Here is a 13,008-nt window from a genome sequence, read left to right on the forward strand (position 1 = left end):
GTCTGTGAGGACACGGGCCGGCAGCACGGCAACGCCGCCGGGAGTGGGCGCATGAGCACCATCAAGTCGGGCGGAAAATCCGCAGGCAAGTCGGGCGGCAAGTCGACCGGCAAGGCGGTCGGCGTCGCCGGCACGTCCGGCGGCGCTCGCGATCTGCGCGTCAAGGTCAAGAAGGCCGGCAAGCTCAAGCATTCCTCGCAGCTTTGGCTCGAGCGCCAGCTCAACGACCCCTACGTGAAGCGGGCCCGCGAGATGGGCTATCGCTCGCGCGCCGCGTTCAAGCTCGAGGAGATGGACGACCGCTACAAGTTCCTCAAACCCGGCCAGAAGCTGATCGATCTCGGCTGCGCGCCAGGCGGCTGGTGCCAGATCGCGGCGGCACGGATCGGACTGGAGAAGGGCAAGGGCCGGATCGTCGGCATCGACCTGCTGCCCGTCGATCCGATTCCGGGCGTCGACCTGATCCAGATGGACTTCATGGCCGACGAGGCCCCTGCCCTGCTGACGGACCGGCTGGGCGGACGGGCCGACGGCGTGATGTCCGACATGGCCGCCAACACGACCGGCCACAAGAAGACCGACCATCTCAAGATCATCGCGCTGGCCGAAGCCGCGCTGGACTTCGCCCATACCATTCTCGCACCGGGCGGCTTCTACCTGGCGAAGCTGTTCCAGGGTGGCGACAGCGCCGGGCTCCTGGCCCAGCTCAAGCGCGACTTCACGACCGTGCGCAACGTCAAGCCGTCGGCGAGCCGAGCGGATTCGTCGGAGCTCTACGTGCTTGCGACGGGCTATCGGCGGAAGGCGGACGCGTCCGCGGCCGACGACGGGCCGGACCTCACCGAGGCCTAGAGGACCACATCCCTACGGAAACAGATCGCGCGGCAGCCGGTCGGGGCTATAGAGGCCGGGGCGGCCCTTCTCGATCGATTGCCAGATCCAGGCGCCAAATCCGATGAGGGCGGCGATCGGGAACAGGATTTCGAGCACCGGGATGGTGCCGTCGGCGGTCTTCACGAGGATCCAGAGACCGGCACCGCCAAAGACGATCAGGAACAGGGCGAGGATCCCGAGCATGACGTTGTGCCGGCCCTGCGGAATGCCACGCAGGAACCGGATTCGCGCCGCGTCGCCAGCCGGAATACGGCGGTGCAGCTCCTCGACGAAGGCGATGAAGACCGGGTCGCGGCCCGGATCATTGGCGCCCCAGGGCGAGCTGGAATGCACGAACAGCGGTTTGCCGCGGTCGAACGCCAGCTCGATCACGGCTTCCCAGGGACTGCGCTTGCCACCATGGAGGGCCTGGATCCTGACGCTGCGCAGATTCGAAAAGGCTCTCAGCCCGCTTCGATCGTCGAGCGTATAGCTGATCCCTTCGTCGCTCAGCGTCAGCCGGGCCTCGGCGAGCTTGAGCCGCATCCCGCCATCGCTGATGGCGAGATCGAAATGCGCCTCGGAACTGTCCGCCGCCGGCTCCATCGCAGGATTGTGCCCTGACGCTGCGGCATCGGGCAAGCAGCCGTCATTCCAGCGGCTTCTGGTCGGCGATCGCCTCGGCCGTCGCCTTGCGGGCGCTGAAGGGGGCGTGGCCTGAGACCTCGGCGCCGGCATCAGGCGCGAGCTGCCCCATCATGAAGACCGAGGAGGCGGAAATCAGCCCGACCAGCATGAAGGCGGGCCAGAAGTCGCCAGCGCCGAGAGCAGCGCCGCCATGGAGCGCGTGCGCCGTCTCCAGGGCGAAGGCGCCGATGGTGACGCCGAGGCTGAGCGACAATTGCTGCGCCACGCTCGACAGGCTGGTCGCGCTCGACATCTCCCTGTTGGAAACGTCGGCATAGCTCAGTGCGTTGATGCCGGTGAATTGCAGCGAGCGGAAGCAGCCGCCGATCAGCAGCACCGACAGCATCAGCCAATGCGGCGTCAGCGGCGTGAACAGACCCGATGCCGCCAGGAAGGCGGCGCCGACGACGGCGTTGACGGTCAGGACGCGGCGGAAGCCGAAGCGCGCCAGGATCGTCTTCGCCAGCGTCTTCATCAGCAGCGCGCCGGCTGCCGAGACGAAGGTGATCAGCCCCGACTGCAGTGCATCGAGCCCGAAGCCGAGCTGCAGCATCAGCGGCAGCAGGAAGGGGATCGCGCCGATGCCGGTGCGGAAGATCGAGCCGCCGATCACGCCGATCCGGTAGGTCGGTATCTTCAGCAGCGAAAGGTTCAGGACCGGGTGGGCGACGCGCCTGGAATGGAACCAGTAGGCGACCAGGGCCGCAATGCCCGCCGCGACGCAGGCATAGGACACCGCTTCCGGCACGAGATGGCGCCCGCCCGTGGCAAGACCCAGCATCAGGCTGGCGAAGCCGAAGGCGGAGAGGAGGAAGCCCTTGATGTCGAGCGGCGCGACGTCCTCTTCCCTGACATCTTCGAAGAACAGGCTCGCCAGCACGATGCCGACGATCCCGATCGGAATGTTGATGAAGAAGATCCAGCGCCAGTCGAGATATGTGGTGATGAAGCCGCCGAGCGGCGGGCCGACCACCGGCCCGACCAGGGCCGGCACGGTCAGATAGGCCAGAGCACCGACCAGCTCCGACTTGCTGACGCTGCGCAGGATGACGAGGCGCCCGACCGGCACCATCATCGCCCCGCCCATGCCCTGCACGAAGCGCGCGCCGACGAAGGCGCCGAGCGAATTCGACAGCGCGCAGAGGATCGAGCCGAGCATGAACACGCCGAGCGCGGCGCGAAAGATCGTGCGGGCGCCATAACGGTCCGCCATCCAGCCGGAGATCGGGATGAACACTGCGAGGCTGACGAGATAGGAGGTCAGCGCCAGCTTGAGGGCGATCGGATCCTCGCCGAGCGACTGCGCGATCACCGGCAGCGAGGTCGCGATCACCGTCGAATCGGTGTTCTCCATGAAGAGCGCGCAGGCGACGATCAGGGGCAGGAGTTTGGCGCGTTGCACGGCTGGTTTCCGGCGACAGGAGTACGCGGCCTGCTTTATCGACGCGCCCCCGCTCTGACGAGAGCGGGACCGCAGAGCCGTCATGCGCCTGCCGGCTGAGCAGGCCGGCAGCGCGCAACGATCCCGCGGCGCAGCCGGTCAGCGTCGACCGTCTGGACGGCCGCGGGATCGAGGCATGACGCCACGCTGGTGCCGCACTGCAAAATATTCGCATCGGCATACTAGCGGCGGCGCTGAGCCCATGCTAACGGGCCTCGTCAACCCGGTCGCGGGCGCCCTCCGCGAGACCGCAACAGAACCGGCTCGAGCCGGTGTCGGAGTTGACGATGACTGCTTCCCTCGATGGTCTGATTCGCGACGGTTTCACCTTCGACGACGTGCTGCTCGAGCCCGGACCGTCCGAGGTCATGCCGGCCGATGTCGACATCAGCACCCAGCTCACCAAGACGATATCTCTGAACCTGCCGATTATCGCTTCGGCGATGGATACCGTGACCGAAGCCAAGATGGCGATCGCCATGGCGCAGGCCGGAGGCCTCGGTGTCGTCCACCGCAACCTCGAAGCCGACCAGCAGGCGGCGCAGGTCCGTCTCGTCAAGAAATTCGAATCGGGCATGGTCGCCAACCCGATCACGATCTTCCCCGACGAGACGCTGGGCGATGCGCTGGCGATCATGAAGCACAACTCGATCTCCGGCATCCCGGTGGTCGAGCGCGGCCCGCAGGGCCACAAGGGCAAGCTCGTCGGCATCCTCACCAACCGTGATGTCCGCTTCGCTGCCAATCCCGAGCAGCCCGTGTCTGAGATCATGACCAAGGACCGGCTGATCACGGTCCGCGAAGGCGTGACTCAGGACGAGGCCCGCCGGCTGCTGCACCAGTTCCGCATCGAGAAGCTGCTCGTCGTCGATGATCACTATCGCTGCATCGGCCTGATCACCGTCAAGGACATGGAGAAGCAGGTCGCCCATCCCAATGCCGCCAAGGACGCCAAGGGCCGGCTGCTGGTCGCAGCTGCGACGACGACGGGCGATCTCGGCTATGAGCGCTCGGAAATGCTGGTCGATGCTGGCGTCGACCTGATCGTCGTCGATACCGCCCATGGCCACTCGTCCAAGGTGCTCGAGGCCGTGGCGCGCGTGAAGAAGCTCTCCAACGCCGTCCAGATCATCGCCGGCAACGTGGCGACGGCCGGCGGCGCCCAGGCGCTGATCGATGCCGGCGCGGATGCGATCAAGGTCGGCATCGGGCCGGGCTCGATCTGCACCACCCGGATCGTCGCCGGCGTCGGCGTGCCCCAGCTCACCGCCATCATGGATGCCGCGTCTGCCGCCGCCAAGGCCGGCATCCCGGTCATCGCCGACGGCGGCATCAAGTACTCGGGCGATCTCGCCAAGGCGCTGGCGGCAGGCGCGTCCTGCGCCATGGTCGGCTCGCTGCTGGCCGGCACCGACGAGACGCCCGGCGAGACCTTCCTCTACCAGGGGCGCTCCTACAAATCCTATCGTGGCATGGGCTCGGTCGGCGCGATGGCTCGCGGCTCGGCGGATCGCTACTTCCAGCAGGACATCAAGGACGCGCTGAAGCTCGTCCCCGAGGGCATCGAGGGCCAGGTCGCCTATAAGGGCCCGGTCTCGGGCGTGCTGCACCAGCTCGCCGGCGGTCTTCGCGCTGCGATGGGCTATGTCGGCGGCAAGGATCTGAAGGACTACCAGGCCAAGGCGCGCTTCATCCGCATCACCAGCGCCGGCCTGCGCGAGAGCCATGTCCACGACGTGACCATCGTGCGCGAGAGCCCGAACTACCCGACCCGCTCCTAACAGGGCAGCTATCCACCGTCATTTTGAGCGCGGCGGGTCCATTCGGGCCCGCCGCGCTTGCATTTTGCGGGCATGTTGGCTTCGCTCCCGATCGCGCGGTGCCGGCTCGACGCCACACAGCGGACGATCGGAGACGCTGATGTCGCTCAAGCTGGTCTATCCTTCGCTGGCCCTGCTCCTCTGGATCTTCGTCGTCCTCGTCATCATGTTCCTGCGCCGGAAGGCGGCCTTCGACAGCAAGCAGGTCCGCATGGCGGACGTCGCGGTCTCGAACGAGCGCTATCCCGAGCCCGCGCGCCTCGCGGCAGCCAATTTCTCGAACCAGTTCGAGACCCCTCTCGTCTTCTTCGCGCTGATCATGCTGGCAATGGAGGTCGGGGCGACGAACTACATCATGGCCGCCCTCGCCTGGGCGTATGTCGCGACCCGCGTCGTGCACACGCTGGTGCATGTCGGCTCCAACGACATGCGAATCCGGGCGACGGTCTTTGCGATTGGCGTCGCGGTGCTGTTCTGCATGTGGGGCGGCGTCGTCCTGGCCGTGCTGTAGCCTGCGCAAGCTCCACGCAAGCATCGGCGCCCATGGTTGCTGACCGGGACCGATGTGGAGCCGACGGCTCGTCGCGTTAAGCATCGCACTCCATTTTGCCGGCTGAGACCCGTGCCGGCGTTGAACCTTAACGAAAAGTAAACTACACCCTGCAGGCGGCGGACGGGTAGACAAGCGTAGGGTGGAGTCGACGCGATGTTGCGTGTCCGTGAAGTTGCGACGCAGGCTTCGACCTGCAGCGACAAGCCATTTGCTTCAAGCGCTTCGAGCGAAATCCTGCCCTTGGCACGCCTGCCGCGTGCCAGCAGGCCGGCGCGCCTCGCCGCCATGACGGCGCTCGGCATCGCACTGGGCGCCGGCGGCGTCGTCTTCACCGTCTCACTGGTCCAGGCCGAGGACGATGCGGGCGTTCGCGCCTTCCATCATCAGGAATACGTCAACCGGCAAGCCCTCCAGCAAAGCAGCCAGGCAGCAAGCCAGCCGCGCGCCTCGGCCTATGCACCCGCTCGCTCCGGGTGGCATCTGCCACTGCTGCAGATGCGGCCCGACGGCCGGATCGCGCATCCGCCGGTCGAACTCAATCCCTTCCGCCAGCGTGCCGCAGCGGACGCACCCAAGCGGCAGGCCAAGCGCACCACCCAGGCCCGGCTCGACACTGCCTCCGGTGCGGCCGATGTCGCGCGCACGATCTGCGTGCGCCTCTGCGACGGCTTCCATGCGCCGATCGGCTATCTCCGCGTCGCCTCCGACATGAAGGCGCATGAAGCACTCTGCCAGGCGATGAACCCGGGCATCCCGGTGAAGGTCTTCCGCGTCGCCGCCGGCTCCGCCAATATCGGTGATGCAGTGGCCGCCGACGGCAAGCGTTACGATGCGCTGCCGATGGCCTGGAGCCATGAAACCACGAAGGACGCGGCGGCATGCCGCCCGGCCATCGTTCAGGCGGGCGAGCGCCGCGTCTCGCTGCTGCGCGACTTCACCCTGCGCCCGGGTGACAGCGTGGTGCTTGATGGCAAGGTCCGGACCTTCGTCGGTGGCTCGAACTGGCCCTACAGCACCCGTGACTTCCGCGATTTCCGCAGCGCCTCGGAGCTGAGCAACGGCCAGCGTAAGCAGATCGACGAACGCGTCGGCATCTCCCGGATGGAGGCCGAGGCCCGCGGCCTGCGCCGGCAAATGCGCCTGCGCGAGGCCAGCCTTCAGGATGACAGCGTCGCCAGCGATGCGACTGACAGATTCACCCTGCGCGGCTCCCTGGACCCGTCGAGGCGCGGTCCCGTTCGCGTCATCTCGCTCACAAGCGCGTCAGAATAAGTACCGACCAAGGTCGCCCGACAAAAGTCTTACGTCCCCAGCCCGACGAAAAATGTCGAAATGTTTCTGATGGATGGCGCTCTTATTCAAATTATTCTAAAGAAGAACTAGAGCATCTCCGTTTTAACGCTTTGATTTAAAAGGATTATCGCATTGACGCCTCGTGCGGAGCGCTCTATCGCTCCGCCAAAGCGCGCTTTGCGCTTTAAAGCGAGGGAGCGAAGCATGATCGCCAAAACCCATCTCCATGCCCTGGCGCTCGGCGCCAGCCTGCTGGCCACGCCTGCCCTGGCCCAAAGCGTCAACCTCTACACGACGCGCGAACCCGCCCTGCTCAACCCGGTGCTCGAGGCCTTCACCAAGGACACCGGCATCAAGGTCAACGCCGTGTTCCTGAAGGACGGCCTGCAGGAGCGCATCAAGGCCGAGGGCGCCAACAGCCCGGCCGATGTGATGCTCGTCGTCGATGTCGGCGAGATCAACGCGGCGGTCGATGCCGGCATCACCCAGCCGATCAAGTCCGCGGTCGTGGACAAGACCGTCCCGGCACAGCTTCGCGGCCCCGACAACAACTGGGTCACTCTGACCAAGCGCGCCCGCATCGTCGTCGTCTCGAAGGACCGCGTGCAGCAGGACGCGATCACCTATGAGGACCTCGCCGATCCCAAGTGGAAGGGCAAGTTCTGCATCCGCGCCGGCCAGCACCCCTACAACAACGCCTTCTTCGCGGCTTACCTCGCCCGCAACGGCGCCGAGAAGACGGAAGCCTATCTCAAGGCACTGAAGGCCAACGTCGCCCGCAAGCCCGGCGGCGGCGACCGCGACGTCGCCCGCGACATCCTCTCAGGTCAGTGCGATATCGCCATCATCAACACCTACTATATCGGCCTGATGAGCAAGGCGACGAACGAGCAGAAGGGCTGGTACGACGCGATCAAGCCGGTGAAGACGACCTTCGCCAATGGCGGCACGCATGTGAACGTTTCGGCTGCGGCCATCGCCAAGAACGCGCCGAACCGCGAGAACGCGGTCAAGCTGCTCGAGTACATGCTCGCCGAGAAGGCGCAGGCGCTCTACGCGGACGGCAACTTCGAGTTCCCGGTTAACCCGGACGTCAAGGAAAGCGCCGCCGTCAAGCTGCTCGGAGCCGTCACGCCCGACACGACGCCGCTCGGCGATGTCGCCAAGAACCGCAAGGCGGCCGCGGACCTCGTAGACAAGGTCGGCTTCGACAATTGAGCCTGAGCGCTCCACTCGCAACACAACGACGGTCGCCACTCGCGTGGCGGCCGTCGACGCGTTTTGCCTTCGCCTCATTGCTCGGCGCCGCCCTCGTCGCGCTGCCGATCCTGGCGCTCGCCCTCACCGCGCTGTCCTCGCAGGCGGCGTCGATCTGGCCGCACCTAGCTGCGAACGTCATTCCCACCGCCCTGGCCGATACGGGAAGGCTCCTCCTCGGGGTCGGCCTGCTCTGTGGCGTCATCGGCGTCGGCACGGCCTGGCTGGTGACGCAGTTCGAGTTCCCCGGCCGGCGTGCCCTCGAATGGTTGCTGGTACTGCCACTGGCACTGCCGACCTACATCACCGCCTACATCTATGTGGAATTTCTCGGTTTCCAGGGGCCGCTCCAGGGCGCCCTGAGGGCGCTGACCGGCTGGCGCTCGCTGCGCGACTACTGGTTTCCCGATCCGCGCAGCCTTGTCGGCGCGATCTTCGTGATGGCGATCGTGCTCTACCCTTACGTCTATCTCAGCGTTCGGGCGCTGTTCGGCGTGCAGGCGGCGACGCTCGTCGAATCCGCCCGCACGCTCGGCGCTTCACGGGGACGGCTGTTCTGGCGCATCGGCCTGCCGATGGCGCGCCCGGCGCTCGCCGCCGGCATGACGCTGGCCTTGCTGGAGACGCTGAACGACATCGGGGCGAGCGAATATCTCGGAGTGCGCTCGCTGACGCTGTCCATCTACACGACCTGGGTCAATCGCAGCTCGCTGGCCGGCGCCGCCCAGATCGCCTGCGTCATGCTGCTGCTCGTGGTGATGCTGATCGTGATCGAGGGCAGGATGCGCGGCCAGCGCCGCTTCGCCCTGCCGGTGCGGCAGCCCCGCGCCGTCGGCCATGTCCCGCTGACAGGCGCCGCCGCCATCGCAGCGAGCCTTGCCTGTGCGTTGCCGGTGCTGCTCGGCGCCGTGCTACCGATCGGCTTCCTGGCGGTGGAGGTGCTGCGACGCGACCTCTGGCAACAGGCCGACGCGGCCCTGCTGCGCAGCCTCGCCAACGCCGTCGTCCTCTCCGGTCTCGCCGCGGGCATCGTCGTGGCGCTAGGCATAGGCATCGGCGCGGCCCGCAGGCAGGGGCGCGAGCCCTGGCTGCCGGCCCTCTCTCGCCTCGCCTCGCTCGGCTATGCGGTGCCGGGGACGGTGCTGGCGCTCGGGCTGCTCGTACCGCTCGCCGGTTTCGACAACATCCTCGCCAACGCGTCGGTGCGCTGGTTCGGCTTCAATCCCGGGCTGCTGCTGATGGGCTCCGGCGCGGCCCTCATCCTCGCCTATGTCGTGCGCTTCCTGGCCATTGCCGTCTCCGGCGTCGAGAGCGGGCTGTCGCGAATCTCGCCCCGAATCGACGACGCGGCGCGTACGCTCGGCGCCAGCGCGCCGGAGGTGTTGCGCAAGATGCATTGGCCGCTCGCCCGCCCGGCCATTGCCGCTGCCGCCCTGCTCGTCTTCGTCGATTGCCTGAAGGAGTTGCCCGCGACGCTGCTGCTGCGGCCGTTGAACGTCGATACGCTGGCGACCACCGTCTACGGCCACGCCTCGCGCGGCTCGTTCGAGGATGGTGCGCTGGCAGGCCTCCTGATCGTGCTCGCCGGCCTCTACCCGGCCATCAGGCTGGCACGAGCCAGCGGGCGACGGGGCTAGCCGGCTCGACAAATCGGGCACATCAGCCTAAACCGAGCACCGTACAGGACATGATGCTGCAAGGTGGGCGCCGTATTTCGGGCTGCTTCATGTCTTCTCCTGGTTGGGTATGCGGGTGGGTACTGCCTCGGATCGCATCGCCTGGCGATACGTCCGGGGGCGTTGCATCTCCGCGGGCAGGCGCAAGCCGGCTCGAAACTCGATGACGTCCAGAAGATCCAGATACTCCGAAGGCTTATGACGCGACGCGCCTCGATTCTCGCCTACAGCCTCGTGCTCGTGCTCGGATTGCTCGGCCTGCAATCCTGGGGGATTGCGGCTGCGCGCGTCCAGAAGCACGTCATCGCCGCGATCGAGGCGCGCACAGGCCTCGTCGTGAGCAAGCTCGATCGCGCCGAGATCGCGCTGCTGCCGCTCCCGCGCATCAGCTTGTCCCAGGTCGGCTTCAGCCAGCGCGACGGACAGGTCTCAGGCCAGGCCCTGCGCCTCAAGGCGCGCGCGAGGATCCTTTCCTTGCTCGCAGGACGCATCGATTTCGACAGGATCGATCTCGTCAGCCCCCAGATCGACGTTGCCGTCGCCCCCGAAAGCGATGGCCTCTCCGACTGGCTCGCGCCACCGCTCGACTATCTCCAGGGCCTGCGCGGCCAGAGCCGCATCGTCATCGCCGACGGCTCGATCTTCATGCGCGCGCAAGGTGCGGTAAGGACCATCCTGCGCGACGTCAATCTGATCCTCGACGAGCGCGAGGCCCAGGACTCGCTCGCGGTCGCCGGCTCGCTCAACTGGCGCGGCGTTCCCACCGAGATCAGCTTGCTCTGGCCCGTCGCCGGTACGCGTGGCAGGACGACGCTCAGCGTGAACGCACCGCTGCTGAAGCTGCAGTTCGACGGCACCAGAAGCAGTTCGCCGGAGTCCACCACGAATGGGCACCTGACCCTGTCCACCCCCTCTCTCCCGGACTTGCTGGGATGGTTCGGCGAGGCGCCCCGGCTTGCCGCCGCGGTCGGCACATTCAACCTCAGCGCCAATGCCCAAATCAGGCCGCACGACACCGCGTTGACCAATGTCGTCGCCCGGGTCGATGACGACCGGCTCGATGGCGCGCTGAACCTCGCCATGGCATCCGGACGCCTTTCGGTCTCGGGGACGCTGGCCGGCGCCCAACTCGATCTCGGGCGGCTGGTCTCGCGAATGGATACCGCAGGGCTGGATGGAAGCCCCGGCGCGGCCGCCCTGCCCTTCGACGCCTGGACGGCCGAGGACATCGACCTGCGCATTTCCGCCGATGCGATGCGGCTCAACGGCGCGAAACTGAACGATGTCGCGACCTATCTGCTGGTCAAGAAGGGCCGCTTCGAGACCGGCATCCTGCGAGCCAATGCCTATGGCGGCAGCGTCAAGGGCCGTCTCCTTGCCGTGACGACGCCCGGCGGGATTGACGTCAAGCTCGTCGGCGGGCTCGACAAGGTCAATTTCGGCCAGGCCGGTGCCGACCTGCCGCAGTTCGCCCGCCTCAGCGGCTCCGGCAATCTCCAGCTCAGCCTCGACGGGCTCGGGCGCTCGCTACCGGAGGTTATCGGCTCGCTCAGCGGCAAGATTTCACTCTCCCTGCGCCAGGGCGAGCTCACGGGATTCGCCTTCGGCGACCTGATGCGCCGGGCCGAGCGCAATCCGGGCCTTGCGCTGCGCGACTGGCGCCAGGGCAGGACCGCCTTCGAGACCGCCACCGCCAATGCCAGCATCACGCACGGCATTCTCACCCTGAGCGACACGCAGATGGCGGGAGCGGGCTATCGGCTGTCGCTCTTCGGCTCCGCTTCGCTCCCCGAGCGCGAACTCGACATGGCGGCGGTGCTCCAGCCCGCGACGGGCGCGCTGCGGCTGCCCTTCAGCCTGCGCGGGCCGATCGAGACGCCGACGCTCGAGTTCGAGCCGGAATCGATGCTGCGCCCGGCAGGCGTGATCGGCGGCGCGCCGCTGCCCCTGCGCTGAGGCAGCCTCTTTCCCGCTTCCTCTGCCCGTCGAATTCCGCTTGGATGCGAACAAGGCCGCCTGACGGCCGTTCGGGCCAGGAAATCGACTCAAGGGGATCTGTGCATGAAACACTGGATCGCGGCCACGGCCGGCGTCGTGGGATGGATGGCGATGACGATGATCGAGGCGCAGCCGGCCGCTGCCCAAGGCCTTCCGGCCCAGGATTTGATGGTGGAGAAGAAGGTCTTCACCCTGCCGAGCTATACGACGCAGGGCGGCCGGACGCTCAAGGACGTCAAGGTCGGCTGGGAAAGCTACGGCACGCTCAATGCGGACAAGTCCAACGCGATCCTGATCTGCCACTTCTTCTCGGGCAACTCGCATGCAGCCGGGAAGTATGACGCGAAGGACGCGGCGCCGGGCTACTGGGACGCGATCATCGGCCCCGGCAAGGCGATCGACACCAACAAGTATTTCGTCCTGTCCTCGGACACACTGGTGAACCTGAACACCGGCGACCCCAAGACCACGACGACGGGACCGGCCTCGCTCAATCCCGACACGGGCAAGCCCTACGCGCTCGACTTCCCGGTCGTGACGATCGGCGATTTCGTGAATGTCCAGAAGGCGTTGGTCGAAAACCTGGGCATCAAGAAGCTGGCCTTGGTCGCCGGCCCCTCGATGGGCTCGCTCCAGACCTTCGAATGGGCGGCGAGCCATCCCGAAATGGTTGCGAAGGCGATGCCGGTGATCGGCGCGGGCGAAGCCGACGCGCAGCTCATCGCCTGGCTCGACGTCTGGGCTGCGCCGATCCTGGTCGACCAGAACTGGAACAAGGGCGACTATTACGGCAAGACGCCGCCCAATGCCGGCCTCGCCAAGGCGCTAACGGCGGTGACGCTGCAGGCCAACCATCAAGATTGGGCCAACGCTACCTTCGGCCGTCGCCCGGCCAAGGAGGGCGAGGAACCGGCCAAGGCGCTCGCCAACCGATTCCAGGTCCAAAGCGTGCTCGACAATGCCGGCGAAACCCGCGCCAAGGTCTCCGACGCCAACCACTTCCTCTATCTGGTCAAGGCGAACCAACTCTTCGCCGCCGGCGGTGCGTCGCTCGCCAATGCCGCGACCAAGATCAAGGCGCCGGTGCTGCTGATCACCCAGCCCAAAGACCTGGTCTTCACCGCCGACGCGGTCGACCACACCGCCGAGACCTTGAGGAAGGGCGGTGTCGACGTGACCCATACCTTCATCAAGGGGGCGCGCGGCCATCTCGACGGTGTCATCTCGATGAAGCAGGCCGAAGGGACGATCCGGGCCTTCCTGGAGAAGTAGAGCACAGCGGCACGCCAGGCCGCGCCGCCATCCCGGATCGGCTGCCAAGCGGCCCAGCTCCGGGATGGCGTTGGCGTGTCCGAGACGGGGTTCGACATCACGGCAAGCGTGTAATGCCCCACCTGCCCTGGGACCCCG

The 13,008-nt window shown here is 66.8% G+C and carries 10 protein-coding genes; 8 read left to right on the forward strand and 2 right to left on the reverse strand.

All coding sequences use genetic code 11. The features are described from left to right. Positions 1-51 precede the first annotated feature (51 nt). Positions 52-852 (forward strand): RlmE family RNA methyltransferase, encoded by an 801-nt coding sequence (locus VGN82_RS13400; protein WP_327527517.1) that lies wholly within the window; start codon positions 52-54, stop codon positions 850-852. Positions 853-864: 12 nt separating this feature from the next. Here the strand turns inward: VGN82_RS13400 and VGN82_RS13405 are convergent, their stop codons facing one another. Then, on the reverse strand, positions 865-1,515 hold the full coding sequence (locus VGN82_RS13405) for a hypothetical protein (protein ID WP_327527518.1): 651 nt from the start codon (positions 1,513-1,515) through the stop codon (positions 865-867). Between the two features lie 7 nt (positions 1,516-1,522). After that, the gene (locus VGN82_RS13410; protein ID WP_327527519.1) at positions 1,523-2,962 is read right to left on the reverse strand and encodes an MFS transporter; all 1,440 of its coding nucleotides are present in this window, start codon (positions 2,960-2,962) and stop codon (positions 1,523-1,525) included. Between the two features lie 326 nt (positions 2,963-3,288). Between VGN82_RS13410 and guaB the strand changes: the two genes are divergently transcribed. The 7 genes from guaB to VGN82_RS13445 all read left to right on the forward strand — a co-directional run bounded on the left by guaB (position 3,289) and on the right by VGN82_RS13445 (position 12,870). Next, complete coding sequence (guaB, locus tag VGN82_RS13415) at positions 3,289-4,782, forward strand: IMP dehydrogenase (protein WP_327527520.1); 1,494 nt, start codon at positions 3,289-3,291, stop codon at positions 4,780-4,782. 139 nt (positions 4,783-4,921) lie between these two features. Then, positions 4,922-5,332 (forward strand): MAPEG family protein, encoded by a 411-nt coding sequence (locus tag VGN82_RS13420; protein WP_327527521.1) that lies wholly within the window; start codon positions 4,922-4,924, stop codon positions 5,330-5,332. A gap of 195 nt (positions 5,333-5,527) precedes the next feature. Beyond that, a complete protein-coding gene (locus VGN82_RS13425; protein ID WP_327527522.1) occupies positions 5,528-6,646 on the forward strand; it encodes a DUF2865 domain-containing protein in 1,119 nt (372 codons plus the stop codon). Positions 6,647-6,871: 225 nt separating this feature from the next. Beyond that, complete coding sequence (locus VGN82_RS13430; protein ID WP_327527523.1) at positions 6,872-7,885, forward strand: extracellular solute-binding protein; 1,014 nt, start codon at positions 6,872-6,874, stop codon at positions 7,883-7,885. A gap of 77 nt (positions 7,886-7,962) precedes the next feature. Further along, on the forward strand, positions 7,963-9,561 hold the full coding sequence (locus VGN82_RS13435) for an ABC transporter permease (RefSeq protein ID WP_327527524.1): 1,599 nt from the start codon (positions 7,963-7,965) through the stop codon (positions 9,559-9,561). A 237-nt stretch (positions 9,562-9,798) separates the two neighbouring features. Beyond that, positions 9,799-11,556 (forward strand): AsmA family protein, encoded by a 1,758-nt coding sequence (locus VGN82_RS13440; RefSeq protein ID WP_327527525.1) that lies wholly within the window; start codon positions 9,799-9,801, stop codon positions 11,554-11,556. Positions 11,557-11,661: 105 nt separating this feature from the next. Continuing rightward, positions 11,662-12,870, forward strand: coding sequence for an E22 family MetX-like putative esterase (locus tag VGN82_RS13445; protein ID WP_327527526.1), 1,209 nt, complete (start codon positions 11,662-11,664; stop codon positions 12,868-12,870). Positions 12,871-13,008: the final 138 nt, after the last annotated feature.

This window comes from Allobosea sp., from assembly GCF_035999205.1.
Taxonomy (GTDB): Bacteria; Pseudomonadota; Alphaproteobacteria; order Rhizobiales; family Beijerinckiaceae; genus Allobosea.